The sequence below is a fragment of the Streptomyces sp. genome, from assembly GCF_035645055.1.
In the GTDB taxonomy this organism is placed as follows: Bacteria; Actinomycetota; Actinomycetes; order Streptomycetales; family Streptomycetaceae; genus Streptomyces.
The window spans coordinates 91,242-115,538 of the sequence record NZ_DASQNH010000076.1 but is presented as its reverse complement, the minus strand read 5'-3'; the positions used below and the strand labels follow the sequence as shown (position 1 = coordinate 115,538).

Below are 24,297 nucleotides of genomic sequence, written 5' to 3'. Positions count from 1 at the left end.
TCGGTCAGATGCCGCCGTCGGCGTCGAGCGTGGCCCCGGTGACGTACCGGGAGGCGTGCGAGACCAGGAACAGCACCACGTCCGCGATCTCCTCCGGCCGGCCCAGCCGGCGCAGCGAGATCATCTGCTCGTAGCGGGCCCGCCCCTCCGGGGTGACCGCCTGCATCTGGTCCGTCTCCACCAGGCCCGAGGCGACACAGTTGACCCGCACCCCCCGCGGCCCGAGTTCCTTGGCCAGCGCCCGGGTCAGGCCCATCACCCCGGCCTTGGACGCCACGTAGTGCGCGGCGCCGGGCATCCCGTGGTGCGCCACGGCGGAGCTGACGTTGACGATCGAGGCGACCTCGGCGAGATACGGCAGCGCCGCGCGGATCACCTGGTACATGCCCGTCAGGTTGGTGTCGAGGATGCGGTGCCACTCCCCGGGCGACAGCTCCTCCAGCGGCAGATGGCTGATCACCCCGGCGTTGTTCACCACGGCGTCGATGGACCCGTGCGTCTCTCGGGCGGTGGTCACCAGCCGCTCCACCTGCTCGGGTTCGGTGATGTCACAGCGCACCAGGGACCCCTGGAAACCCTGCTCGTCCAGCTCGCGCCGCAGCGACTCGGCCTGACGGCCCTCCCGTACGTGGCAGGCGGTCACCGAGGCGCCCTGCGCGGCCAGCGCCAGCACCGTGGCGCGCCCGATGCCCCGGGTGCCCCCGGTGACCAGCACATGACGGCCCTTCAGCGCGTAGTCCACCGCGCTCACCGTCCCGCCGCCGCTCCGGCGCGGCTGCGGGCCGCCGACTCCACCCGCTCCTTGATCAGCGCCAGCTGCGCCTTGGAGTTGGTGTTGATGCGCGCGGCCATGCCCTCGTCGTCGAGGGGGGCCTCCCGCTTCATGTGGAACTCCTGCACCCAGCGCATCTCCACCCCGGCGCCGGTCTCCCGGTAGTGCCAGTGGATGTTCATGAAGGCGAACGGTCCCGGCTCGACGCGGTGGGCCTTGACGTACTTGTTCGCACGGTCCATGACCCGCTCGGACACCCAGCTCCAGACCTTGCCGTCCTCCTCCGGGTGCAGGGCGAGCCGGAACCGCACGGTGTCGCCCTCGTGGTGCAGGATCTCCGCCGAGGCGTACTCGCTGAACAGGTTCGGCCAGTTCGCCACGTCGTTGGTCATGTCCCACACCAGGTCGAACGGCGCGTCGATGACGATGCTGTTCTCGGTGCGGGCGGCGGCCGGCCGCAGCTGCTCGTTGATCAGGGTGTGGATCTCGGGGAAGCAGGTGACGCCCTCGGCGTCGAGCCGGATGTCGTAGCGGTTCTCGACCTCGGTGAGGACGTTGAGCAGACCCAGCGAGTCCACCCCCATGTCCTCGATGGTCATGGTGGGGTTGTCCACCCGCAGCACCTCGGTGGGAACGCCGGTGCAGCGCTGGACGATCGTCAGGAACTCCTCGTAGGTGAGGGGCGGCACGGTCATGGTCGGTCCTTTCGCGCGTGGAAGCGTGACTGGGTGGGGTGGTGCGGGGCGGCCCGTCACCGGGCCACCGCCCGGACGACGAGCGCGGAGTTGAAGCCCCCGTAGCCGCGGGCGATCACGAGGGCGGTGCGCAGCGGCGTCTCCCGTGGCTGCGTCACCAGGTCGATCCGGTGGCCGGAGTCCGGCACGACCTCGCGGGGCGTGGGCGGGATCACCTGCTCCCGCAGGGCGAGCAGCGCGGTCACCACGTCGAGCGGCGCGCCCCCCGCGTACAGCCGGCCGTAGCCGGCCTTGGGCGCGGTCACGGGCACACCGCGCGGCCCGAAGACCTCCGCCAGACACCGTGCCTCGGCGCGGTCCGCCTCGGGGACGCCCGCCGCGTCGGCGAACACCACGTCGACGTCCCCGGGTACGACCCCGGCGTCCGCGAGGGCCAGTTCCACCGCCCGGCGCAGCGCGGTGGGACCGGACGACGCAGTTCCCGGCCGGGGGTCGAATGTCGCCCCGTGCCCCGCGACCTCGCCGTAGGGCCGGTCCGCGCCCCGCTCGCGGGCGGCGTCGGCGGCCTCCAGGACCAGGAGCGCTCCGCCCTCGCCGGGCACATGGCCACGGGCGGCCGCGTCGAACGGCAGATAGGCGCGCCGCGGGTCGGCGCCGCCGCTCAGCCATCCCGACGTGGACTGGCACGTCAGCGCGTACGGGCTGAGCGGTGCCTCGGTGCCCCCGGTGAGGACCATCGCGGCATCGCCCCGCACCAGGGCGCTCCGGGCCTGGGCGATGGCGTCGAGTCCGCCGGCCTGCTCGGCGACGACGACCCCGCAGGGGCCCTTCATGCCGTGCCGGATCGAGAGCTGGCCGGTCGTCGCCGCGTAGAACCAGGCGATCGACTGGTACGGGCCCACATGGCGCGGGCCCTTGGACCACAGCGCCTCGATCTCCCGCTGCCCGAAGGCGTTGCCCCCCGACGACGAGGCCGTGATGACGCCCATGCCGAAGGGCGGGAGGTCGCCGGGCCGCACCCGCGCGTCGCGCAACGCCTCCTCGCCGGCCAGCAGCGCGAACTGGCTCCAGCGGTCGGTCTGGATGGTCAGCCGGGGATCCACTCCCGGCACCGGATCGTCGACGGCCACCTCCCCGGCCACCCGGACCGGAAAGCCGGCCGCGTCGAACCGGCTCAGCGGAGCGAGCGCGTTACGGCCCTCCAGCACCGCGGGCCAGAACTCCTCCGCTCCCGTGCCGGACGGGGCGATCGCCGAGATCCCGGTGACGACGGCGCGCCGCCCGGCCGTGACCGTGTCAGGCATCGCGCACCGCCGGACGGGGAGCGGTCAGCACCACGGCCGTCTGGAAGCCCCCGAATCCGCTGCCGACACTCAGCACGGTGTCGGTACGGTGCTCACGAGCCATCAACGGCACGTAGTCCAGGCCGAGTTCGGGGTCGGGCGTACGAAGGTTGGCGGTGGGCGGCACGGTGTCCGTCTCGATCGCGAGGGCGCAGGCCGCCAGCTCCAGGGCACCGATGGCACCCAGCGAATGGCCGACCATGGACTTGATCGAGCTGACCGGCACCCGGTACGCGTGCTCCCCGAGCGACGCCTTGAAGGCCGCCGTCTCGTGCCGGTCGTTCTGCCGGGTGCCCGAACCGTGGGCGTTGACGTAGTCCACGGCCTCGGCCGGCAGCCGGGCCCGGTCCAGGGCCACGCGCACCGCCTCGGCGAGTTCCACGCCGTCCGGGCGCAGCCCCGTCATGTGGAAGGCGTTGCCGCGCTGCGCGTATCCGGCGACCTCGCAGTAGACCCGGGCGCCGCGACGGCGCGCCGCCCCGGCCTCCTCCAGGATCAGCACGGCGGCGCCCTCGCCGAGGACGAAGCCGTCGCGGTCCCGGTCGAAGGGGCGGGAGGCGTGCGCGGGGTCGTCGTTGTTGGGCGAGGTGGCCTTGATGGCGTCGAAGCAGGCCACGGTGATCGGGGACACCGGCGCGTCGGTGGCACCGGCCACGACCACGTCGGCCTCTCCGTCCTCGATGAACCGGGCCCCCTGCGCCACGGCGTCCAGCCCCGAGGTGCAGCCCGTCGACACGACTCGTACCGGGCCCTCGGCACCGGCCGCCCACGCCACCTCGGCGCCGAGCGCACTGGGCACCAGCGCCCGGTACAGGTGTGCGAAGGGGTCGGAGGCGTCCACCACCCAGCGCCTGCCGCCGTCACTGACGCGCACGTACTCCCGCTCCAGGGTCACCGTGGAACCCACCGCGCTGCCCACCGCGACACCGATGCGGTGCGCCGGCACGTCGTCCGTCGCCGTACCGCTGTCGGCCAGCGCCTCCCGGGCCGCCACCACCGCGAACTGCGAGCAGCGGTCCATACGGTGGGCCTCGTCGGCCGTGAGACCGGCCGCGGCGGCGTCGAAGTCGCACTCCGCCGCGATCCTCGAGCGATAGCCGGAGGCGTCGAAGTGCGTGATGGCACGGGTCGCCGTCCGCCCCTCGGTGAGCAGCTTCCAGAACGCCTTGGTGCCGATGCCACCGGGCGCGACCACGCCGATGCCGGTGACGACGGCCTTGCGGTGGCTCATACGGACTCCTGATCCGGCAGGGGCTCGGTGTCCACATGCCCGAGTTCGGGGCGTGGCGCCAGCGGGCCCAGCTGGAAGACCATGAAGGCCGGGCTCGTCCCGTGGTTCTCCAGCCGGTGGCGCACGTTCTTCCGCAGATGCAGCGCGTCGCCCGCGGTGAGCGGGACGGGGGCGCCGTCGATCAGCGCCGTGATCTCACCACTCACGAGGTACAGGAACTCCTCGGAGTACGGGTGGTGGTGCTCGGTGACCACCTCGCCCGGCTCCAGGGTCAGCACGCCCATGAAGCCGGAGGTGGTGCCCGCCGTGGCGGGGCTCAGCAGCGTGCGCAGATCCCCGCCACGCCGCCGGTTGGGCGCGATGTCCTTCGCCGAGATCTTGGTCATTCGTTCGCCGGCTGCCATGCCGGCCTCCTCTCCTCGTGCCCGCGCTCCCCCCGGACCGGCTTCTTCGTCGTCGCCGACGCGGGCGAGAGTCACGCGGCGGTCAGCCGTCCGCTCGCCAGGTGTAGAACTCGTGCGCCATCGCGTCCTCGGGACCGCGCCAGGTCTGCGGGTCGTACGCGGTGATGTGCGCGCTCAACCGCTCGTTGACGTCCTGGAACAGCGGATGGTCACGCACCTCGGCGAGAGAGGAGCGGACCTCGTCGTCCGACGCGATGTAATGCATATAGAGGTCGTGGAAGCGAAACAACCGCCGCTCCCGCACGCCGATCAGGTGGGGCAGGTCACCGGCGTCGGAATCGGCGAATATACGCTTCACATCGGCAGCCGAGTCCGGCTTCATGCGGGCCACGATGAGGGTGCTGCGCATTCTCTTTCCCTCCGGTCTGGGGACACCGCTCGGGGCGGCCGCATCAGCGTCGCGCAGGCCGGTAAAGCATCGATGAGGGCAGGAAAAAGCCGAAGGGGAACGGGGGCATTCGGTTCACCCGTGCACCATGAAGGGGTGTCCGGCGGCCGGGAAGAGCGCCGCGAGCCGCGCCCCGGCCCGGCGCCGGCTCTCCTGGATTGCCCAGTCGGCCCCGTGGGAAGACCGGCGCCGGCCCCGCCCCGCACCGGCGCGACCAGCGGCGATGCGACACCGACCCCTGCTGAGGTACGGGCCCTTCGGACGAAAGTACCTCCCTCTCTCATCCCTTGGGACGTAGGCGATCCGAACAACCCGTAGTTAGGCTCCCGGTAGCCGCATCGCTCTTGCTCAGGTTCCGCGCAGTGCTCTGTACGACGCGACGTATGCGGTATTCATAGGGGGTAGAAGTGGACAGTCTGACCGTTCCCGGTGCCAAGGAAGAAGTCCCCGCATCCATTGACGGAGAGACGCTCCGCGAAGTGTGCGGACGGTTTGTGACCGGCGTGGTGGTGATCACCTTCCAGGGGGCGGAACGGGAACCCACGGGACTCACCGTGAATTCCTTCACCTCGGTGTCTCTGACGCCGGCGCTCGTCCTGTTCTGCGTCCACCGGAATTCCCGGGCGCTCACGGCGGTACGGGAGGCCGGGGCGTTCGCGGTCAACATCCTCGCCTCCGACCAGAAGGAGCTGTGCCGGGCGTTCGCCGCCCGCGACACGGCCCGCTTCGCCGGACTCGCCCACCGAAGCGGCGCGACCGGATCCCCGCTGATCGCCGACTCACTGGGCTACCTCGACTGCCGGGTCCACGACATCGTCCCCGGCGGCGACCACGCCATCGTGCTCGGCGAGGTCGTCGACCTCGGACTGCTGCGCGAGGAACCACCACTGGCGTTCTTCCGCAGTGCCCACCCGCGGCTGGAGGTCCCCGCATGACCGTCGTCGTCGACCACTCGCCGGCCGCCGGGGCACAGGACATCACCCCGCGCACGGTCGCCCTGCGGCTGCTGGGCCCCCTGGAGATCATGGTGGACGCCAAGGAGGTCCCGCTCCCGCAGCACAAGCTGCGGCAGCTGCTCGCCACCCTGCTGATCCGGCCCAACGCGACCGTCTCCAACGAGACGCTGATCAGCGAACTCTGGGGCGACCACCCGCCCGCCACCGCGCTGGCCGCCGTCCGGGTCTACGTCTCCCAGCTGCGCAAGTTCCTCATCCAGCACGGCCTCGACGGCCGCTGGTGCACGCTGCGCACCCGGGCACCGGGCTACCAGCTCCAGGTCAACGACGGGGTCCTGGACACGGTGTGCTTCGACCGGATGTGCGCGCTGGCCGCCGAGTCCGCCGAGGCCGGCCACCACGAACTGGCCGCGCGGCAGTACCGGGAGGCGCTCGCGCTGCGCCGCGGACCGGCCCTTCAGGACCTGCGGGAGAGCCCGGCGCTGCTCGGGACCGCCGTGCAGTACGACGAGGCGTGGATGACGGCGCTCAAACGACGCGTCGACCTCGACCTGTTGCTCGGCCGGCACCTCGAACTCGTCGGCGAACTCAGCCGCCTGGTGGCCGAGGAGCCATTGAACGAGGGCTTCTGCGCCCGCCTCATGGTCGCCCTGCACCACAGCGGACGCAGCGGCGACGCCCTCGCCGCCTACCGGCTGACGCGCGGCCGGCTCATCGAGGAGCTGGGCATCGAGCCCGGTCTCGAACTGCGTCTGGCCCACCAGACCGTCCTCAACGGCGACGCCGCCCTGCGGCTCCGGGCCAGAGCCACCGCCTGACGGCAAGTGCAGCAATTCGGGATAAGACAGCGCCGTCCCACGGTGCGAGACTCGCGGTGGTCGCGCCTCGCGAGGTGCCGCACGCATGCGGTCCGGGCGCGCCCGCCCGTCAGGAGAGTTCGAGGACGGGACCGACGGCGGCCGTGACGGGACGGATCCGCGACCCACGCCGTGGTCCGCCGCCGTGCGATCCCGCCCAGAAAGCGGAGTGATGACGAACTTGTCCCCTCAGGCGCGGGGCGCGCACCGAGCCCGTGCGTCCCACCGTGCCGCGGCCACCCTGCTCGCCCTGGCGATGCTGCTGCAGGTCGGGCTCGCGGGAGGCTACATCAGCGGCGACTACGACTCGCTGGAGATGCACGACATGAACGCCGGGGTGATGATGGTCGCCGCGCTGCTCACGCTCGGCACCGCCATCTGGCTGCGGCGCGCCGGAGGGCCGATACGGCCGGTGGCCACCTCGGTGGCGATGCTGGTCGCGCTGGTGCTGCAGATGTTCCTCGGCATGGAGCGGATCGTCGCCGTGCATGTGACACTCGGCGTGCTGATCGCGTGCGCCGTCACCGTGCTCGTCATGCGGGCCTGGACGATGTCCCTGCCCGCCGGGCCCCGCAGCGCCACCGAGGCCGGACGTGAGCCGGAGCCCGTCTCATGAGGCGACGTCAGTTCCTCGGCGGCACGGCGGTGGGCGCCGCCGCGCTCGCCGCCGTCTCCGTGCCCCTCATCGGCAGCGCCCTGCGCCGGGCGGAAGGTTCCAGCCCGGGCCGGATCCTGGCCTCGCGGGCCGAACTGCCCGAGCCGTACCAGGTGCCGCTGCCCGTCCCCGACGTACTGGACCCGGTGAGCTCCGGCGGCGGCACCGACGTGTACGAAATGACCCAGCGGGTCGCGGACCTGGAGATCCTGCCGGGGCTGCGCACGCCCGCCTGGACGTACGGCGGGACGTTCCCCGGACCCACCGTGGTCTCCCGCTCGGGGCGGCGCACCCAGGTCCGGCACCGCAACGAGCTCCCCCAGCCGAGCGTCGTCCATCTGCACGGCGGTCACACCCCTGCCGACAGCGACGGCTATCCCATCGACGTGATCCTCCCCGCGGACGGCAGGATCAGCGCCGAGCAGGCCATGAAGGCCATGATGGAGGGCATGCCCGGACACGGTGGTCACAGCGGTCACACCGGTGACAGCGGCGTCAGCGGCATGGCCGAGGCCGAGCGCACCTACACGTATCCCATGCGGCAGCGCGCGGCCACGCTCTGGTACCACGACCACCGGATGAGCTGGACCGGCCTCAGCGTCTGGAGCGGGCTCGCCGGCTTCCACCTGGTCCGCGACGACGAGGAGGACCGGCTGCCGCTGCCCCGGGGCGACCGTGAGCTGCCCCTGCTGATCACGGACCGGTCCTTCGAGGAGGACGGCTCGTTCCGTTACCCCCTGATCGACCCGGACCTCGGCCGGCCCGGGGTGACCGACGAGTTCATGGACGGGGTGCTGGGGGACGTGGTCCTGGTCAACGGCGCGCCGTGGCCGGTGCACCGCACCGAGGGGGCGCGCCACCGGCTGCGTCTGCTCAACGCTTCCAACGCCCGCCCGTACCGCCTGGAGTTCGACCCCCAGCCGTCCGGCGGTGACGCGTTCGTCCAGATCGGCAGCGACGGCGGTCTGCTGGAGCGGCCGGTGCGGCACGACGCCGTGCGCCTCGGCCCCGGCGAACGCTTCGATGTGGTCGTCGACTTCGCGCGCTGGAAGCCGGGCACGCGCGTCCGGCTGGTGAACACGCTCGCAGACGGCACCGCCCACGACGTCATGGCGTTCGACGTCGTCCGCGCCACCAGCGCCGACGACTCCCGCGTCCCTGACCGGCTCTCGCGCATCGAACGGCTCGACCCGGCCAAGGCCGTCACCACCCGCCACTTCCACTTCCGGATGGGCGAGGACGGCTGGACCATCAACGACGAGGGCTACCGGCCGGGCCGCGCGCTGGCCCGCCCCAAACGGGGACAGCTGGAGATCTGGCGGTTCACCACGAGCCTGCAACACCCGGTGCACGTCCACCTGAACCACTTCCAGGTGCTCTCCCGCAACCATGGCGATCCGGGCGCCTACGACGTGGGCTGGAAGGACACCGTGGATCTCCTTCCCACCGAGGCGGTGGAGGTGGCGATCCGCTTCACCGACTACGCGGGGACCTACATGCTCCACTGCCACAACCTGGAGCACGAGGACATGGCGATGATGGCCGATTTCGTCGTGGAATGACCGCGACGGACCGCGACGGACCGCGATGGCCCCATGACGCGGTGACACCGGGGCGGTTGTTCCCCCTCGACGAGGGGGAACAACCGCCCCGGACCACGTTTTACCGGCGCTTTTGCTGACTGGGACACCATGGCTCGTGGTGTGTGATCCCCTGCGCGGCCTGCTGCGATTCCTCGCGGATGCGCTCATCGCGTACGGCGAGGTGTACATGTACCCGCCGGCACCGGAACTCGCCGGACCCGCACCAGGACATCCCGAACGCCTCTGCCGCGGCGTACCGTTGACCGCGACGGAGTACGCCCTCGCCCACCGGCTGGCGGAGGAGCGGGATCCGAAGGGACACGGACGGGCCGAGCGGGGATGAACCGCGCCGCAGCGGCCCACGCCCCGTCACACGGCACTGTCTGCGGGCGCCACCCGCTGTTCCTCCTCGCCCGGCGGACGCCGGTCCTCGAACCGGCCGACGGCCGTGATCACCAGCAGCACCAGCGCCAGGACCGCGGACAGCGTGCGCAGCTGGTTGAACATGTCCCACCGCTCCAGGATCTCCACGTGGTCGGCCGGCGGCGAGGACACGGCCCACTCCTTGATGCGGCCGTTGATCGGCACGTTCCCGAACCGGGTGAGGAGGAAGGAGGCCAGGGCCAGCAGCGTCGCCCCGCCGGCCAGCAGCCGCTCCCGGCCGCGGGTGACGAACGCCAGCGCCAGCGAACTGAGCATCGAGGTCACCATGGCGGTCTGCATGACCGGCGAGTTCATCTTCATGAGTTCGGCGTGGAAGGACAGCCGCATGTCCATCGGCACCTCCCAGAAGGTGGGTGCGAGATTCACCGCCCCATAGCCGAAGGCACCGGCGAGAAGACCGGTGGCGGTCAGCGCGATTCCCTTCACCCAGCGCACACGCAAGACGTCTCCCTCTGCCGGATTCCATTCGGTCCGGGACGGAAGGATATCCGCCGCGACCTCAACTCTCGTTCCACCCACGCCGGTTCACGAAATCGGTGCCGACATGGCGGAGGGCTTCGCGTATCCCTCGCGTCAGGAGATCAGCTTCGCGCGACGACGCGACCGAGTTCCTCCGCGGCGCCACCCGGCAGGTCGGTGACCGCCGCCTCAGGCAGAGCCCTGATCGCTGCGCGCGCTGCTGCGCGGCGAGGTCGGGCAGCATGGCCCGGGCCGAGGCCGGAGCTTCGACGGCCGAGAACGAGCAGCCGCAGACCTGCACCGCGACGTCCCGCCTGTTCACCCGTTCGGCGGTAAACGATCAGATCGCGGGCACACGCCGTGAGTGGTCTTCGTTCCGATACGAGGGAGGAATGAGATCGGTGGCCGTGCCCGAGCGCCCCAGGCGCTTCCCTTACCGTGAGCGCCCCTTCGACCTGCGGGCGACCGCCGTCTTCTTCGGCTTGAGCGCCCTGGTTCTGGTGTTGGCGGGGCTGCTGGCTCGTGCGGCCGTGGACGTGGCCGAGCGGCGGCCCGCCTGGGTGGTGATCCTGTCGCTCGGCGGCGTCGCGTGCGTCCTGGTGTGGCGGCGCAACCGGAGACGGATGTCCGTGTCACGCATCGCGCGCCGCACCACCGAAGCCCTGGAGGAGGCAACGGTGACCGCGCTGGACGCCTTGGACGACGACGCAGCGTACGACACCGGGAGGGTCGTCCACGCACCGGGCGACGGGGGAGGGGGCGACGCAGAGGGCGGCCTGGGCGAGGCGACGACCGTGGTCGTCGACTATGCCGCCCTGAGCGCCGACGCGTTCGAGCAGGCCATAGCGGACCTGTGCGTGCGGGACGGCTGCTCGCAGGTCCAGGTCGTGGGCGGGGCGGGGGACTTGGGCGCCGACGTGGTGGCGGCGGCGCCCGACGGCCGCCGCCTCGTCATCCAGTGCAAGCGCTACGGGGCCGACAACAAGGTCGGTTCGCAGGAGCTGCAGCGCTTCGGCGGCACCTGTTACACGGTTCATGAGGCGGATGTGGCCGTCGTCGTCACCACCAGCGAATTCACCGCGCCGGCCGAGGAGTACGCCGAGCAGTGCGGAATAGTGTGCGTGAACCACCGGTTCCTGCGGGACTGGAGCGACGGGCTGGTGGCGGGACCGTGGGCGGTCGTGCCGGGCGGCAGCCCCGGTGAGTGCGGCTGAGCCTCACCCGGCCGAGCCCGCCGCCGACGGCGGAGATCCGCGGCACGGTGGCGCTCGGCCAGGACGGTGACCATCTGTGCGGCCAGGACGGTGACCATCTGTGAGCGAACCTCCCTGGAGCGAGCGAAGAGCATGATCAAGCCGTTCCGCGTCACTGAGCGGGGCGGCCTTCCCGGCGCTCGGCTCAGCTGTAGTAGGCGATCTTCTCGTCCAGGACTTCCATGGCCCGGCGCAGTGCCGCCACCCGCTGTTCCAGGGCAGTACGGTGCTCGCGGAGGAAGGCGACGCGGTCCTGCGGAGGCCGCTCGGCGCGCAGGATGGCGACGAACCCCCGCAGGTCCGCGATGCCGAGACCGGCCTCGCGGAAGCATGTGACCAGGCCGATCCAGAAGACATCGTCCTCGGTGTACACCCTGTGCCCGCCGGCGGAGCGCCGAATCGGGCCGATGAGTCCTTCGCGCTCGTAGTAGCGCAGCGTGTCGATGGAGACGCCGGTGCGGTCGGCGGCCGCTGCCGGGGTAAGGGTGGCCATGGGACTCCTCGTGTGACTGCCTACCGCGCTTCGGCGAAACGCGCCAGATGTTCGTCGTCAAGTCGCACATGGCGTGCGGCGAGTGCCTGCTCGATCTGCTCCACCCGGCTGGCGCCGACGATGGGATCGACTCCCTGCCGCATCAGCCAGGCGAGGACGACCTGGTTCCTCGTGGCCTGGAGTTCGCCGGCGACATCGTCCAGGACCGCGAGCACCCGGGCCGTTCCGGGGTGATCATAGGTTGGCGGAAGCGGCTTGTCCGCGCGCACGTAAGAACCCCACATCAACGAGCTGTACGACCACACGGCGAGCCCTTCCGACCGTGCGAGATCCAGGTCCTCGGCCGTGAGCATGCGGTGGCCGGCCTCCGCGAGCGGGGTGAGCGGGCGAGGCTGGACGAGTGAGTGCCGCAGTTGCAGGGCTGTCCACGGTTCCACGCGCTGCTCGCGAGCGAGCGACCGGGCGCGCTCAACGCGCCAGGCGGGATGGTTCGCCGCCCCGACCCGCAGGGCCACCCCCTTCGTGACCAGCTCGCCGAAGGCACCGACCGTCTCCTCCAACGGCACGGTGCGGTCCTCGGCGTGAGCCCAGAGCAGATCGACGTGGTCGACTCCGAGACGCCCCAGGCTCTCCTCCGCACCGGCGTGGATGGCGCGCGCCGAGAGTCCTTCCGCGCTTTCCGGCCAGGAGTGCGGGACGAGCGGGTTGTGCCGGACCTTCGTCGCGATCCGCACCGCGTCGCGCGCCCCGGGGCGGGCTCTGAGCCACGAGCCGATGACGCGCTCGCTGGCACCGCCGACGCCACTGGGGTCGGTCCAGAAGGAGTAGCAGTTCGCGGTGTCGAGCCAGACACCGCCGCCGGCGACGAAGGAGTCGAGGATCGCGAAGGCCCGGTCGGGGTGGACGCGGGTGCCGAAGTCCATCGTCCCGAGGACGATCTGGTGGTCTGTGGTGTTCATGTGGTCCATCCTCGGATCTGGAGCGCGCTCCAGATCAAGAGCGGTACGCCGTCCACATCCGACGCTGTCGGCGAGCGGCGGAGTGACCGAGACGTCTGACGTGCCCGCTCGACCCGTCTCCCAAGTGGCCCGGCCAAGGCGGCGCGACGCAGGGCCGGTACCTACGCGCCCGGCATGGCCCAGCGCCTGGGCGTGGCCGGGGCGCTGCTCGGCGACCCGGCCACGCCGATGAGCGAGATGCAGCTGACGGCCGACCGCCTGGTGATCATCGGTACCGTATCGACGGGCCCGGGTCCGGCCGGGGCCGCTCCGGTTTCGGGCGGCGTCACGGACGACGTGCCTCTGCTCTTCGCCGGGAGGCGCGGCTGAGGACCGGGGACGGGCGGGGCCAAGCCCGTCCTTGCGCGGTCCGCGTTCGCTTCGGGCCGGCCGACGTCAGCGTCCCCGCCGGATGGCCAGGACGATCCCGATCGCGGCCAGCACCATGACGAGGACGGTGAACCACGTCGGCATCAACCCGAGCCCTTTGTAGGCGACGGAGTCGGTCATGGGCATCGAACCTCCTTGGCTGGGATGGGTGTTCGAGTGCCCGTCATCGAGGTCTGAACACGGGTCTGTGTCAGCCGCGCCCGGCGTCGACGACGTCGGGCACCGATGGCTGGGACGCCTGCTGCGGAATGAGAAGCTCCGTATCGCTGGCGGACGTGGCTTTCGATTCCCACCGGGTGGTGGTTCGCGCGTAGCCGTAGATCACCGAGGCCATGGCCAGCAGGAGGAGGGGCCCGTACAGCCACGGATGCCTGGCCATCTCCATCGGCAGATAGCGGTACGACGCCAGGAGCGCGACGAAGACCGCGGTGCCGTAGGCGACCAGCTGGAGTCCGGATCGGTCCCAGCCGCGGTCGTACGAGCGCAGGGCCGCCTCGATCGTGAGCACGAAGACCACACCGGCGATGAGATCGGCGCCGTAGTGGTAGCCGAATCCGAGGGTGGCGCAGAGCGTGGCCACCAGCCAGAACGTGCCCGCGTAACGCAGGGCGCGCGGGGCTCTGCGCGTGTGCAGGAAGATCGCGGTGGCCCATGCCGTGTGCAGGCTGGGCATGCAGTTGCGCGGGGTCATCTCGTCGAACGGGATGGGGTGGGGGATGCTGATCGGCGGCGGCGTCGCCGGCCAGAGGTGCGCGACCGCCCATTGCCGGGTGGGCCACGCGTCCGCCCACACGCTGACCGCGGCCCAGTGCTCGGTGCCGGTGCCGTAGGCGAAGATCGGCCCGACCACCGGGTAGATCATGTAGACGGTCGGTCCGAGGAGGCCGATCACCAGGAAGCTGCGCACCACGTGATGACGGGGGAAGCGGCGTTCGATGGCCACGTGCCGCAGTTGGTACAGGGCGACGAGGACCCCGGCCACCGGGAGCTGACCATAGACGAAGTCGAGGAAGTTGAAGCCGATCGCGCCCGTGGCTTCGACGGCCCGGCCCACCAGCCAGGACGGGTTGCCCAGCGCGTGATCGGCGATCGCGACGTAGGGGTCGAGCACGTCCGGGCGGGTCTTCGCGGTGATGAGCAGCCAGGTGTCGCCGGTCTTGCGGCCGGTCATCAGCAGGAGGCCCAGCCCGACGCCCTTCAGCAGCAGAGCGCGATCGCGGCCGGTGCGGCGGGTGACGGCGATGACCGCGCAGCCCAGCATCACCCACAGGGCGCCGTTGCCGAAGGGGTGGCCTTCGGTGATCCTGATGTCGGCCGCCCATCGGACCAGCGAGAAGGTGACGTCGATGCCGATCGCGGCGGCAAGCGCGGCGAACCGCTGCCGCCAGGTGAGCACCACCATCATCAACGCCATGCTGGCGTACAGCAGGCCGCCCGATTTGGGTGGGAATATCACTTCTCGCGCCTGGTTGGTGATCGGTCCTGATACGCCGTAGCGGCGCGCGGCCATCTCCAGTGCGACGAGGAATCCGAGGGTCACCACGCTCGCTGTGGCCCACAGGACCACCCTGGGCCGATGCCATGCGGAGAAGGTGTTTCTGCCTGTTGTGCGCGAAAACACCCGCGATGCTCTAGGTATCAATTGTTTGACCAATTTTTCGGTTAGGGGCGGGTAACAGGGGGTGTCGTCGCGAGTCCGAACATGTTAACGGAGGGGCGTGGCGGTGTCCGGGTGCGTACCAGGGTCTCTTCCTTAGAGGGCGGATGGACGGTCACGGTTTCGTAGCCCGGAACGGAGCCGTTGGAGCCGATCCGGCCACCGCCCGAGAAGATACCGAGGCCTTGGCTCCTGCCGGGTGGCCGGTCGGTGACGTCCGGCCCCCGCGCGCTGGGGGGACGCCGCGCCAAGATCACGCGGCGCGAGATCAGGGACCGGCCGCGGCAGCTCGGCCACCAGCACTGAGGCCCGCCGTCGCCGCCGCGATCAGCGTGCGGGCCGGGCCGGGCGGCGGACTCGGTGAGCCCGGCCTGATCCGTTCACCCTGCCGGCCGCCCTCACCGGCGTGGCGGTGTTCGCGGCGGTGGCCGCGGTGGTTGGCTTCAGCAGGTGCCGGCGGCAGGAGGCTGACGTTCGAGCCGGCCTCGATTCGAGAGACCTGATCGACATCGCGATGTCGTGGGTACTCGACTGCAGGCCGTCATGTACCGGGAACCACACCGGTCGAACCTGCGGACAAGGAGGCTTACCCCGTGACCGAGCAGCAGCAGGACCCCACCGAGCAGCACCCGCAGCCGGACTTCCCCGATCAGGAGCAGCCGCACCCCGGCTGGACCGGGCCCATGGACCCGCCCCCGGACCACGGAGAGGACTCGTACCGGGGCAGCGGCCGGCTGACGGACCGCAAGGCCGTGATCACCGGCGGCGACTCCGGCATCGGTCGGGCGGTCGCGCTGGCGTTCGCCCGGGAGGGGGCCGATGTCCTCATCGCCCACCTGGAGGACGAGAAGGAGGACGCCGCCGAGACCGTCCGGCTGGTCGAGGAGGCCGGGCGACGGGCCGTGGCCGTCTCGTGCGACGTGCGCGAGGAGGAGAACTGCCGGGCCCTGGTGGACCGCGCCGTGGACGAGTTCGGCCGGATCGACATCCTGGTGAACAACGCGGCGTACCAGATGTCGCAGCCGGACGGCATCGAGGCGATCTCCACCGAGCAGTTCGACCGGGTGATGCGGACCAACCTGTACGGCATGTTCTGGCTGTGCAAGTTCGCTCTGCCGCACATGCGGAAGGGCGGCAGCATCATCAACTCCACCTCGGTACAGGCCTACAAGCCCAGTCCGCACCTGCTGGACTACGCGACGACGAAGGGCGCGATCGTCACCTTCACCCAGGGGCTGGCGCAGATGGTGATCGACCGGGGAATCCGCGTCAACGCCGTGGCGCCCGGGCCGGTGTGGACTCCGCTGATCCCGGCGACCATGCCGGACACCCAGGAGTTCGGCAAGCAGGCGCCGATCGGGCGGCCCGCCCAGCCCGCCGAGATGGCCCCCGCTTACGTCTTCCTCGCCTCCCAGGAGGCGTCGTACATCACCGCGGAGATCGTCAACGCGACGGGCGGCACGCCGTTGCCGTAACGCGCGGAAACCACTGCGCCGACTGGCCGGCCGCCTGGCCGGCCAGCCGGACCGCGTCCGCGACGAGTAGGGCCCCACGCGCCACGCCGTGGTGGAACTGGTCGGCTCATGGGCTCCGCGACCCCGATCCTCTACATGCGGGCCCGCGCCCCCCGGGGCTGGCCGGCCGCGCCGACGCCTCGTGCCGCGGCGGTCATCCGCCGCAGACCGGCGTACTCGAGCGTCGCGTAGACGGTCACGACGATCGCGCCGATCAGCATGAACACGACGCCGAAGCCGGTGAGCGGCACCATGTCACCGAAGGCCACCGCTACGCAGGCGACAGCTGAGGCCGCGTTCACCGCGATCACGGCCCGGACCAGCCCGGGCGGGATCACCGGATAGGCCGCGATCAAGGCGAGCGCGGCCGCCCCGCCGAGCTGGTAGATGCCGAACGCGACCGAGAACGCCACCGGCATCCCCGTGGCGGAGCCGAGCGGTACGCAGGCCGCGATCAGCACGAGCCCCATCACGGCGGTGCTCACGCTGTCGACCCGCAGCACCAGGCGCAGAAATCCGGCCTCGTCGGACGTGGGCGCGGCGGTGGCGGTCGTGGGCACGGTGTGCGTCATCGCTGATCTCCTCCTGGTGGATCGACGCACCCACCGTGGCACGGCACAGATCACGGGATCCATGACCTCTCAGGTCATGTCCCTGCTCATACACGCACTACCGTGCAACCATGCAGACGGACGAACCGCCCCGCGTGGGCCTGCTGCTGAGGGAGTGGCGGCAGCGCAGAAACCTCAGCCAGCTCGATCTGGCGCTGAAGGCGGGCACCTCGACCCGTCATCTGTCGTGCGTCGAGACCGGCCGCGCCCGGCCCAGCCGCGAGATGGTGCTACGGCTCGCGGAACACCTCGACGTTCCCCTGCGCGACCGCAATGGCTTGCTGCTGGCCGCCGGTTACGCTCCCGCGTACGGGGAGACGCCCCTGGACAGCGACCGCATGGCGATGGTCCGCTCCGCGCTGACGACCATGCTGGCGGGCCACAACCCCTACCCGGCGGCCGTGATCGACCGAATCTGGAACGTCGTCGACTGCAACCTCGCCATGTCCGTCCTCCTCGACCTCGTCCCGACGCACCTGACCAAGCCCGGTGCCAACGTCATGCGGCTGATCCTCCACCCCGACGGCCTGGCGTCGCACTGCCTGAACTTCGCCGAAGTCCGCGCTCACGCCCTCAGCCGTCTCCTCCACCAGGTCAATGCCACAGGCCACCGCGACCTGCGGGACCTGTACGAAGAGGTGGCCGGCTATCCGGCCCCACCGGGCATGACGTGCGAAACCAACCGCGTCGATGTCGATCCCATGGGCATAGCCGTACCGCTGCGGGTCCGCACACCGTACGGGGACATGTCCTTGTTCAGTGTGATCGCCACCTTCGGTGCCCCGGCGGACGTGACGCTGTCCGAGCTGGCGGTGGAAGCGTTCTATCCGATGGACGAGCCCACGGAAGCCCTGCTGCGCCGCAGCCGAGTCTGAGGCGTACGGAGGACTTGCCGGAGCGACCGCACGGCGAACCACGCGTACGGGGCGGGTGCGCCGGCGCTGGTCGCGTACCCGGCCGAGGACGTCCAGGAGGCCCCGCGGAACGCTACGGTCAGGGAGACCGTGGGGCCGGCGGGCACCGGCGAGCCGGCGGGCAAGGGGACCGATCGGGTGACGTGGACAGCGGCCCGGCGGCGCCAGGGAGTCCCGCCGCCCGGATCGGTCACCATCGGGGCATGGAGACGCCTTACGCCTGCTATCTGCAACTTCCCGATCTCCTCGACCTTCAGCAACCCCGAAGCCCGAAGGACCGGCCCGCGCAGTGGGCGGACGAGCACTTCTTCATCACCGTCCACCAGTCCGCCGAAGTGCTGGTGAGCCAGGCGCTCGTGGACCTGGACAGGGCCGCGCGGCAGGCGCGTTCCGGTCAGGACGCCGGGGCCGCCACGTCGCTGCGCCGGGTCACGGCGGTCGTCGACGTCCTCGCAGCACACCTCGCGCTGCTGGACCACCTCGCCCCCGACAGCTTCGCCTCGTTCCGCCCGCTCCTCGGCAACGCGAGCGGAGCCCAGTCGAGCCAGTTCACCGAACTGTTCCGGCGCATCGCCATGCCGGACTGCCTCGGCTCCGCGGGCGGCGAAGGGCAGACACAGAGCGGCGAAGGGCAAGAACAGAGCGGCGACGGGCAGACCGAAGGGCGGCAAGCCGCTGACGCACTCTGGTCGCTGCGGGCGGCGGTGACCCGCTGGCGGACGAGGCACCTCCTCCTCGTCGAACGCATGATCGGCGACCGGCCCGGAACAGGCGGAACCTCAGGACTGGCCTACCTGCGCTCCCGGATCGACCTGCCACCGCGCGGGTAGCGCGGAACCCTTCTCTCACCCACTCCGCGCGGGGAGTATGAGCGCTGCTGGATGCACGAGGTGCGAGGCGCGCCTGCGCCCCTGGGACCGGCGCCTCTCGCCGGCATACTGCTGCCGGACTCCGCTCAGGTCACCTGCGTCGTGGGTCCCCTTGTGCTTCCGGACAACTCCCATGATCCCCGGAGGACTTCGTGCAGCTCCTGCCCCGCTCCCCGTCCGGCTGGACCATAGCCGTGTTCGGCGTCCTCGCCGCCGCTCTGGGTGTGGTGGGGCTGATCGCCCCGGACGCTCTGCTCGCGCTCATGGGCTTCGCCCCTCCCGCGGGATCCCGGCGCGCGGAGGGCGACCACACTGTGGTCTTCCTGACCGCGTCCTCCATGGCGGCGCTCAACATGGGCGTCTACTACGTGCTCGCCTCCCTGGCCGACTGGAAGGCGTTCTTCCGCTGGACCGTCCCCTTCCGCCTGCTGACCTTCGCGGTCTTCACGCTGGCAGTGGTCACCGGCCGCGCCCCTTCCGGTTTCCTCGGGGTGGGCCTGTGGGAGGGGGCCGGCGCGGTGGTCACGGGGGCGGCGCTCCGCTACGAGCGGCGCCGTTCTTGATCTCACCCGCCTCGACGCGGACTGACCGCGCCGATCCGGAGCCATGGTTCCGCGCGGGAAAAGCGGTTGCGACCGGATGGGGTCCTTCCCCGAGGATGACTTCTGTGCGAGTCGGAGTCGTAGGCCTCAGGATGGGACTCCACCTGGCGATGTGGTGTCGCAGGGTGGGCATGACGGTGGTGGCGGCGTGTGACCGCGACCCTGAGCGCCGCACGGCGGCCCGGGCGGAGCTGCCCGGCGCCGCGGTGGTGGAGACGTGGGCGCACCTTTTGGACCATGATCTCGACGCGGTGGTGCTCGCCAACGACTTCGACGAGCACGCGCCGCTCGCCATCGCCTTCCTGGAACGGGGAGTGCACGTCCTGTCCGAGTCCGCGGCGTGCGCGAGTCACGAGGAAGGCCGCGAACTCATCGCGGCGGCGGACCGGTCGCGGGCGACATACTCGTTCGCCGAGAACTACGTGGCTCATCCCCATGTCCGTCTCATCCGGGAGGCGGTCGACGCGGGCGAGTTGGGCCGGATCAGCCTGATCGAAGCCGACTATCTCCACGGTATGTCCCCGCAGGATATGAACGCGCTGGTCGGCGACCCCGCCCATTGGCGCGGGCGGATCCCGCCCACGGCGTACTGCACCCACACCCTCTCACCGGTGCTTGCGCTCACGGACGCGTCGCCGGTGGAGGTGACGGCGTTCGTGGTGGACGAAGCGGACCCGCGTGCCGCGGTCGTCATGGCGACCCGGCTCTCCTCGGGGGCGCTGGCCCTCACCCGGCACGGTTTTCTCCAGGGCGAGCCCGACAGCCACTGGAGCTGGGTGTCCGTGCGCGGTACCAGGGCGCTGGCCGAGTCGGTCCGCGCACCCGGCGAGCGAGCCTGGGCGGTGCGGGTCAGGACCGAGGGCTGGGCGGCACCGGACGGCCGTACCCGTGACGAGGAACGCCTCCCGCCCCGGCACCTGCTCGACGGCGAGCCGGTGGACCGCGCATCCGAGGGGACGGTGCGGTTGCTCCAGGCGTTCCGGGCCACGGTGGAGGAGGGCAAGCCGCCGCTGGTTCCCGTACGGTCCGCTGTCGCCGCTTCTCTGGTGGGTGTGATCGGCGCGCGGTCACTGGCAAACGGCTCCCGCCCGATCCCGATGCCCGCCCTTCCCGGGCTGTGACCGGCCAGTCGCTCCGGGGTGACAACGGTGATCCGGCCGAGCCGCAGGTCACTGGGACGACTTCGAGATCACCACCGATGCCGGAGGGCCGGCACGGGCCGCGGAGGTGAGGCTGCACCGCACCACGAACGGGTGGACCGCCACCTGCGAGGGCGACCAGATCCGCGCGGGGGAGAGGTCCAAGGTGATCGTCAGAACATCCCCTGTCTCCGCCGGCGGTCGGCGTCGATGACACCTGGAGGGCAGTGAGACCGGGAGCGGGACGGAGGGTGACCTTCTCGGCCTGGCGGCAGCGCGCGACAGACCGCGTCGCGAGCCGTTCAATGGAGATGTGAGCCCTCTCGGATGGATTGCCGCGGCCGGGTTGACGGCGCTGCTGGGCGTCACCGCACCGGGACCTTCGCCGCCCCCGCCCCAGCCGCCGCCCCAGCTCGACGACGCGGAGGTGCAGCGGGCCGTAGACCGGCTCGACGGTGTGGTCGAGGCGGCCATGAAGCGCACCGGCGCCCCGGGCGTGGCTGTCGCCGTCGTCCACGACGGCAAGGTGCTCCACCTGAAGGGTTACGGTGTCCGGAAGGCCGGCGAAAGGGCCGCCGTCGACGCCGACACCGTCTTCCAGCTCGCCTCCGTCTCGAAGCCGATCGCCTCCACCGTCGTCTCCGGGGCCGTGGGCGTCGAAGGCTGGACCAAGCCCGTCGCGCCGAACGTGCCGGACTTCCGCCTCAAGGACCCGTGGGTCACCTCCCACGTGACGGTCGCCGACCTCTTCTCGCACCGCAGCGGCCTCCCCGACCACGCCGGGGACCTCCTCGAAGACCTCGGCTACGACCGCGCGTACATCCTGTCCCACCTGCGCTACGAACCCCTCACGCCGTTCCGCGCCGGCTACGCCTACACCAACTTCGGCCTGACGGCAGCCGCCCAGGCCGTCGCCGACGAGAAGGGCGTGCCCTGGGAGAAGCTGGCCGCCGACACCCTCTACAAGCCGGCCGGCATGAACTCCACCAGCTCACGCTTCGAGGACTACGCGCAGGCCGCCAACCGGGCCCGGGGCCACGTGAAGACCGCCGACGGCACCTGGAAGGCGGAGTTCCTGCGGGACCCGGACGCGCAGTCCCCCGCCGGCGGCGTCAGCTCCACCGCCCGTGACATGGCGACCTGGCTGCGGCTCCAGCTCGCCAATGGCACGCTCGACGGCAGGCAGATCATCGACGCCGAGGCCCTGGAGCGCACCCACTGGCCCGAGGCGGTGGCCAACCCGCCCCACGCCCCGGCCGGCCGGACCGGCTTCTACGGCCTGGGCTGGAACGTCAGCTACGACGACCAGGGCCGGCTCAGGCTCTCACACACCGGAGCGTTCGCCCAGGGCGCGCACACCAACGTCACGATGCTGCCCGGCGAACAGCTCGGCATCGTCGTCCTGACCAACACCTCACCGGTCGGGGTCGCCGACGCCGTCGCCCTCGACTTCTTCGACATCGCGCAGACGGGCGAGATCAGCCGCGACTGGATCCCCCTGGTGGACGCGCTGTACCAGCAGGAGGCGGACGCGGGCCGCTCGAAGACCGACTACGCCCACCCGCCGTCCGACGCCGCCCCCGCGAAGGCCGCCGACACCTACGCGGGCACGTACGAGAGCGACTACTACGGGCGGGCCCGGATCGTCGCCAGTGAGGACGGTGCCCTGACACTCGAACTCGGTCCGCGGCCCCAGACGTACCGGCTCGCGCACTACGACGGCGACACGTTCAGCTTCCGCACGGCGGGTGAGAACGCCGTCGGTCTCACCGGGGTCACCTTCACCCCGGACGCGAAGTCCTTCACCGTCGAGTACCTGAACGCCGAGGGACTCGGCACCTTCACCCGCACCGGCGCGGTACCCAGGTGACAAGGAGGGTCCGGGGGTTGATCAGGAGGACGGTGCGGAACCGGGGACGTCCGGCAGGGGCGCACCGGCAACGGACCGGCGCCGAGGGCTGTCCGTGAAACCCGGTCGACGGTGGCGACCGCGGTACCCGATCATACGTTCATGCCGTTGAGAGACACCCTTGCCCGAGTCGATGCGGATCTGGCCGCCGGCCGGATTCCCGTCGCGCGCCAGCGTCTGCGCGGGCTGGTGTCGTCCTATCCGAACGATCTGACGCTTCGTCGCCGCCTGGCCGAGGTCTACCGTCTCCACGGAGAGCCCGCGGAAGCGGGCCGTTGGATGTATCTCGAGCAGGACCGGGACGCGGCGGAGACGTCCGCCTTCGAAGCGAGGTATCGCACAGCTCCGCAGCGCATGCGGGCACTTGCCTGGCGAGGCCCTGAGTCGCTTGCCCAGACGGCCTTCGCCGAAGAGCAACTGGCAGCCGTACGAATGGCCTGCTCGGAGGCCGTGGGACACCCCGTGGACTGGGACACGACGCCGTCCGCCTGGAAGGAGGAAGGCAGCGGAAGCTCGTTCGCCGGCTTCCTGGCAGGGGCCGGATGCCTGGTAGCTCTTCTGGCGTTCCTCGCGATCTGGGTGAACGGCCTCGTTGCCCTCTTCGACTGACGCCCCGGCAGGGCAGAACCACCGGCCTGGCGGTGGCCGGCCACAAGGGAACTCCCGAGGAGCAGCAGGAGACCGCGTGACCGGAGGCGAGCGCGTACTGAGTCGCGTCCGCTGGTCAGCGCACTTGTCGGGACATGAAGAGCGCCTGTTCCCCAGCCGACCGCGTGCCCTCGTAGAGCGAGGTGTCCAGCCCGCAGAAGACGAATCCCATCCGGAGGTAGGCGCGTATGGCGGGAGCGTTGATGTTGCTGACCTCCAGCCAGACATGCCCCGCTCCGCACTCCCGCGCGAAGTCGAGGGCGTGACGCATCAGAGTCCGCCCCACCCCTTTGCCTCTCCACTCCGGTGCCACCTCGATATCGGAAATGGTCAGACGACCGTTCCACGGACTGAAGGCGGTCTCGACGAACCCGCACAACTCCTTCCCGTCGAAGGCGACCACTGTCCGGGTCAGGCCGGGATCGTCTTCTTCGTCCCCGCTGTCCTCTTCATCGGGGAAGACCTTGTCGATCGGGGGATCCACCGGCGTCTCACGGATCCTGAACCCTTCGCCCGTAGCCGTTACTTCGAACACGGAATCCGTCGTGAACGACCCGTCCAGCCGCTCGATCGGTTCGCTGTCCTCGGGCCGCGCCAACCGGTAGACGATGTCCCCGGCCACGCCTGGCTCACCCACACCTGCCACAGCTTCCTCCATGCCGCGAGCGTACGTCAGGCCGGTGCTCGCCGGATCACCTCGGGCAGGTGGCTGCGGCAACGACAGCGGCCGGTGCGGCGGCGGCCGTCGTCGTGCGACACCACGCCTTCCGGCCTGGCGTCCGGGCCGAGCGACGGGTACGGGTGCCGGCCATATGAGGGTAGGCACCTGTGGCAGTGTTCCCATGCGGGAACACTAGGTCGACTCGATCGACGCAATCGATGGGGAGCACCTGAGGATCCGTGATGGGGCTCTCCCCCCTTCCTCCGCTATGCCGAGGTAGTCGCCTGGTGCGCCGACCGCCCCGGTGGTGGTGTTGCGAGGCGCATCGTGTGGTGGTCGTGTCGACGGCTGTGCACGTGGGCTCGCACGGGAGGCCTGGGGAGGGGGCAGTGCTCCCCGGGCCTCCCGTCCTTCACGACCACACATTCCTTCGGCGCCGACCGTCGCCCGCGTCGGGTCTGGGCGGCCCGTGCTGAGCCCCGGCAGTGTGCAGCTCAGCCGAGCCCCTCAGCCGCAGCCGTCAGCCCGTTCACGCCCTGCCCTGCTTCACAGCTGCCTCGGCCCACTCCTGCGCCCACGGCTCACCCTGCGCCCACCCACTGCGCACGGCCTCGAGGAATGCCTTCTCCTGGGCATCCGCGTCATCGGGATGCTCTTCCGTCAGACGGGCCCGTAGATCGAGCACGTACTGGGCGGTGAGCTGAGTGAGTCCGTACCTTCGTGCCAGTTCGGGAACCGACGATTCATTGATCATGCCTGGTTAACGACGCGCAGCGCCGCTGGTGGTGGGGG

26 protein-coding genes and 2 pseudogenes are annotated in these 24,297 nt (G+C 70.9%); 14 read left to right on the top strand and 14 right to left on the bottom strand.

The features are described from left to right. Positions 1-4: 4 nt before the first annotated feature. The 7 genes and pseudogenes from VE614_RS24585 to VE614_RS24555 form a co-directional block, all read right to left on the bottom strand. A complete protein-coding gene (locus VE614_RS24585) occupies positions 5-742 on the bottom strand; it encodes an SDR family NAD(P)-dependent oxidoreductase (protein ID WP_324941152.1) in 738 nt (245 codons plus the stop codon). Between the two features lie 5 nt (positions 743-747). After that, positions 748-1,233 carry an SRPBCC family protein gene (locus tag VE614_RS24580; protein WP_324941980.1) on the bottom strand — a complete coding sequence of 162 codons (486 nt, stop codon included), beginning with the start codon at positions 1,231-1,233 and terminating at the stop codon, positions 748-750. A gap of 57 nt (positions 1,234-1,290) precedes the next feature. After that, positions 1,291-1,467, bottom strand: a pseudogene (locus VE614_RS24575) (acyl carrier protein); the annotation flags it as partial. Between the two features lie 56 nt (positions 1,468-1,523). Further along, on the bottom strand, positions 1,524-2,771 hold the full coding sequence (locus VE614_RS24570) for a ketosynthase chain-length factor (RefSeq protein ID WP_324941149.1): 1,248 nt from the start codon (positions 2,769-2,771) through the stop codon (positions 1,524-1,526). Continuing rightward, positions 2,764-4,041 (bottom strand): beta-ketoacyl-[acyl-carrier-protein] synthase family protein, encoded by a 1,278-nt coding sequence (locus VE614_RS24565; RefSeq protein ID WP_324941146.1) that lies wholly within the window; start codon positions 4,039-4,041, stop codon positions 2,764-2,766. The genes VE614_RS24570 and VE614_RS24565 overlap by 8 nt, the downstream gene beginning before the upstream one ends. After that, positions 4,038-4,445, bottom strand: a complete 408-nt coding sequence (locus tag VE614_RS24560) for a cupin domain-containing protein (protein ID WP_324941143.1) — start codon at positions 4,443-4,445, stop codon at positions 4,038-4,040. The genes VE614_RS24565 and VE614_RS24560 overlap by 4 nt, the downstream gene beginning before the upstream one ends. Positions 4,446-4,527: 82 nt before the next feature. Then, a complete protein-coding gene (locus VE614_RS24555) occupies positions 4,528-4,854 on the bottom strand; it encodes a TcmI family type II polyketide cyclase (RefSeq protein WP_324941140.1) in 327 nt (108 codons plus the stop codon). A gap of 446 nt (positions 4,855-5,300) precedes the next feature. Here VE614_RS24555 and VE614_RS24550 point away from each other — a divergent pair, with 446 nt between their 5' ends. The 5 genes from VE614_RS24550 to VE614_RS24530 all read left to right on the top strand — a co-directional run bounded on the left by VE614_RS24550 (position 5,301) and on the right by VE614_RS24530 (position 9,287). Next, positions 5,301-5,828 carry a flavin reductase family protein gene (locus VE614_RS24550; RefSeq protein WP_324941137.1) on the top strand — a complete coding sequence of 176 codons (528 nt, stop codon included), beginning with the start codon at positions 5,301-5,303 and terminating at the stop codon, positions 5,826-5,828. Beyond that, a complete protein-coding gene (locus VE614_RS24545; RefSeq protein ID WP_324941134.1) occupies positions 5,825-6,667 on the top strand; it encodes an AfsR/SARP family transcriptional regulator in 843 nt (280 codons plus the stop codon). The genes VE614_RS24550 and VE614_RS24545 overlap by 4 nt, the downstream gene beginning before the upstream one ends. Positions 6,668-6,878: 211 nt before the next feature. Then, the gene (locus VE614_RS24540; RefSeq protein ID WP_324941131.1) at positions 6,879-7,322 is read left to right on the top strand and encodes a hypothetical protein; all 444 of its coding nucleotides are present in this window, start codon (positions 6,879-6,881) and stop codon (positions 7,320-7,322) included. Beyond that, positions 7,319-8,923, top strand: a complete 1,605-nt coding sequence (locus VE614_RS24535) for a multicopper oxidase family protein (RefSeq protein ID WP_324941128.1) — start codon at positions 7,319-7,321, stop codon at positions 8,921-8,923. Before VE614_RS24540 ends, VE614_RS24535 begins: the two co-directional genes overlap by 4 nt. Positions 8,924-9,059: 136 nt before the next feature. Then, complete coding sequence (locus tag VE614_RS24530) at positions 9,060-9,287, top strand: DUF6059 family protein (RefSeq protein WP_324941125.1); 228 nt, start codon at positions 9,060-9,062, stop codon at positions 9,285-9,287. Positions 9,288-9,313: 26 nt separating this feature from the next. Here the strand turns inward: VE614_RS24530 and VE614_RS24525 are convergent, their stop codons facing one another. After that, a complete protein-coding gene (locus VE614_RS24525; RefSeq protein ID WP_324941123.1) occupies positions 9,314-9,823 on the bottom strand; it encodes a DUF1772 domain-containing protein in 510 nt (169 codons plus the stop codon). Positions 9,824-10,248: 425 nt separating this feature from the next. Between VE614_RS24525 and VE614_RS24520 the strand changes: the two genes are divergently transcribed. Then, entirely contained in the window at positions 10,249-11,061 is an 813-nt protein-coding gene (locus VE614_RS24520) for a restriction endonuclease (protein ID WP_324941120.1), read from the top strand. Between the two features lie 184 nt (positions 11,062-11,245). On the opposite strand, the gene VE614_RS24515 is transcribed toward VE614_RS24520, so the two are convergent. Both VE614_RS24515 and VE614_RS24510 read right to left on the bottom strand, forming a co-directional pair. Further along, a complete protein-coding gene (locus VE614_RS24515; protein WP_324941117.1) occupies positions 11,246-11,593 on the bottom strand; it encodes a MerR family transcriptional regulator in 348 nt (115 codons plus the stop codon). A 20-nt stretch (positions 11,594-11,613) separates the two neighbouring features. Next, positions 11,614-12,552 (bottom strand): aldo/keto reductase, encoded by a 939-nt coding sequence (locus VE614_RS24510; protein ID WP_414719638.1) that lies wholly within the window; start codon positions 12,550-12,552, stop codon positions 11,614-11,616. A 126-nt stretch (positions 12,553-12,678) separates the two neighbouring features. On the opposite strand from VE614_RS24510, the pseudogene VE614_RS24505 reads away from it, so the two are divergent. Further along, positions 12,679-12,825: pseudogene (locus VE614_RS24505) on the top strand (ABC transporter ATP-binding protein); the annotation flags it as partial. A gap of 346 nt (positions 12,826-13,171) precedes the next feature. Here VE614_RS24505 and VE614_RS24500 read toward each other — a convergent pair. After that, positions 13,172-14,623, bottom strand: a complete 1,452-nt coding sequence (locus VE614_RS24500; protein ID WP_414719651.1) for a phosphatase PAP2 family protein — start codon at positions 14,621-14,623, stop codon at positions 13,172-13,174. A 608-nt stretch (positions 14,624-15,231) separates the two neighbouring features. Between VE614_RS24500 and VE614_RS24490 the strand changes: the two genes are divergently transcribed. Continuing rightward, positions 15,232-16,113 (top strand): SDR family oxidoreductase, encoded by an 882-nt coding sequence (locus tag VE614_RS24490; protein ID WP_324941111.1) that lies wholly within the window; start codon positions 15,232-15,234, stop codon positions 16,111-16,113. A gap of 131 nt (positions 16,114-16,244) precedes the next feature. Here the strand turns inward: VE614_RS24490 and VE614_RS24485 are convergent, their stop codons facing one another. Beyond that, the gene (locus VE614_RS24485) at positions 16,245-16,724 is read right to left on the bottom strand and encodes a hypothetical protein (protein WP_324941109.1); all 480 of its coding nucleotides are present in this window, start codon (positions 16,722-16,724) and stop codon (positions 16,245-16,247) included. Between the two features lie 110 nt (positions 16,725-16,834). Here VE614_RS24485 and VE614_RS24480 point away from each other — a divergent pair, with 110 nt between their 5' ends. The 6 genes from VE614_RS24480 (at position 16,835) to VE614_RS24455 (ending at position 22,805) form a co-directional block, all read left to right on the top strand. Further along, entirely contained in the window at positions 16,835-17,638 is an 804-nt protein-coding gene (locus VE614_RS24480) for a helix-turn-helix transcriptional regulator (RefSeq protein WP_324941107.1), read from the top strand. 242 nt (positions 17,639-17,880) lie between these two features. Next, positions 17,881-18,507 carry a tryptophan 2,3-dioxygenase family protein gene (locus VE614_RS24475; RefSeq protein WP_324941104.1) on the top strand — a complete coding sequence of 209 codons (627 nt, stop codon included), beginning with the start codon at positions 17,881-17,883 and terminating at the stop codon, positions 18,505-18,507. Between the two features lie 191 nt (positions 18,508-18,698). Continuing rightward, positions 18,699-19,109 carry a hypothetical protein gene (locus VE614_RS24470; RefSeq protein WP_324941100.1) on the top strand — a complete coding sequence of 137 codons (411 nt, stop codon included), beginning with the start codon at positions 18,699-18,701 and terminating at the stop codon, positions 19,107-19,109. A 95-nt stretch (positions 19,110-19,204) separates the two neighbouring features. Further along, entirely contained in the window at positions 19,205-20,269 is a 1,065-nt protein-coding gene (locus VE614_RS24465; RefSeq protein WP_324941097.1) for a Gfo/Idh/MocA family oxidoreductase, read from the top strand. A gap of 331 nt (positions 20,270-20,600) precedes the next feature. Further along, the gene (locus VE614_RS24460) at positions 20,601-22,157 is read left to right on the top strand and encodes a serine hydrolase (RefSeq protein WP_324941094.1); all 1,557 of its coding nucleotides are present in this window, start codon (positions 20,601-20,603) and stop codon (positions 22,155-22,157) included. A 141-nt stretch (positions 22,158-22,298) separates the two neighbouring features. Continuing rightward, positions 22,299-22,805 carry a DUF6584 family protein gene (locus tag VE614_RS24455; protein ID WP_324941091.1) on the top strand — a complete coding sequence of 169 codons (507 nt, stop codon included), beginning with the start codon at positions 22,299-22,301 and terminating at the stop codon, positions 22,803-22,805. A gap of 115 nt (positions 22,806-22,920) precedes the next feature. Here the strand turns inward: VE614_RS24455 and VE614_RS24450 are convergent, their stop codons facing one another. Together VE614_RS24450 and VE614_RS24445 are read right to left on the bottom strand one after the other, a co-directional pair. Beyond that, the gene (locus VE614_RS24450; RefSeq protein WP_324941088.1) at positions 22,921-23,502 is read right to left on the bottom strand and encodes a GNAT family N-acetyltransferase; all 582 of its coding nucleotides are present in this window, start codon (positions 23,500-23,502) and stop codon (positions 22,921-22,923) included. Between the two features lie 532 nt (positions 23,503-24,034). Next, positions 24,035-24,259 (bottom strand): hypothetical protein, encoded by a 225-nt coding sequence (locus VE614_RS24445; RefSeq protein ID WP_324941085.1) that lies wholly within the window; start codon positions 24,257-24,259, stop codon positions 24,035-24,037. Between the last annotated feature and the right edge of the window lie 38 nt (positions 24,260-24,297).

What these genes read in the sequence shown, in the direction of transcription:
- VE614_RS24570 (WP_324941149.1), bottom strand. Translation starts at nt 2,771, where the DNA reads ATGCCTGACACGGTCACGGCCGGGCGGCGCGCCGTCGTCACCGGGATC.
- VE614_RS24565 (WP_324941146.1), bottom strand. Translation starts at nt 4,041, where the DNA reads ATGAGCCACCGCAAGGCCGTCGTCACCGGCATCGGCGTGGTCGCGCCC.
- VE614_RS24560 (WP_324941143.1), bottom strand. Translation starts at nt 4,445, where the DNA reads ATGGCAGCCGGCGAACGAATGACCAAGATCTCGGCGAAGGACATCGCG.
- VE614_RS24555 (WP_324941140.1), bottom strand. Translation starts at nt 4,854, where the DNA reads ATGCGCAGCACCCTCATCGTGGCCCGCATGAAGCCGGACTCGGCTGCC.
- VE614_RS24545 (WP_324941134.1), top strand. Translation starts at nt 5,825, where the DNA reads ATGACCGTCGTCGTCGACCACTCGCCGGCCGCCGGGGCACAGGACATC.
- VE614_RS24540 (WP_324941131.1), top strand. Translation starts at nt 6,879, where the DNA reads ATGACGAACTTGTCCCCTCAGGCGCGGGGCGCGCACCGAGCCCGTGCG.
- VE614_RS24535 (WP_324941128.1), top strand. Translation starts at nt 7,319, where the DNA reads ATGAGGCGACGTCAGTTCCTCGGCGGCACGGCGGTGGGCGCCGCCGCG.
- VE614_RS24515 (WP_324941117.1), bottom strand. Translation starts at nt 11,593, where the DNA reads ATGGCCACCCTTACCCCGGCAGCGGCCGCCGACCGCACCGGCGTCTCC.
- VE614_RS24510 (WP_414719638.1), bottom strand. Translation starts at nt 12,552, where the DNA reads ATGAACACCACAGACCACCAGATCGTCCTCGGGACGATGGACTTCGGC.
- VE614_RS24485 (WP_324941109.1), bottom strand. Translation starts at nt 16,724, where the DNA reads ATGACGCACACCGTGCCCACGACCGCCACCGCCGCGCCCACGTCCGAC.
- VE614_RS24480 (WP_324941107.1), top strand. Translation starts at nt 16,835, where the DNA reads ATGCAGACGGACGAACCGCCCCGCGTGGGCCTGCTGCTGAGGGAGTGG.
- VE614_RS24475 (WP_324941104.1), top strand. Translation starts at nt 17,881, where the DNA reads ATGGAGACGCCTTACGCCTGCTATCTGCAACTTCCCGATCTCCTCGAC.
- VE614_RS24465 (WP_324941097.1), top strand. Translation starts at nt 19,205, where the DNA reads ATGACTTCTGTGCGAGTCGGAGTCGTAGGCCTCAGGATGGGACTCCAC.
- VE614_RS24455 (WP_324941091.1), top strand. Translation starts at nt 22,299, where the DNA reads ATGCCGTTGAGAGACACCCTTGCCCGAGTCGATGCGGATCTGGCCGCC.
- VE614_RS24450 (WP_324941088.1), bottom strand. Translation starts at nt 23,502, where the DNA reads ATGGAGGAAGCTGTGGCAGGTGTGGGTGAGCCAGGCGTGGCCGGGGAC.
- VE614_RS24445 (WP_324941085.1), bottom strand. Translation starts at nt 24,259, where the DNA reads ATGATCAATGAATCGTCGGTTCCCGAACTGGCACGAAGGTACGGACTC.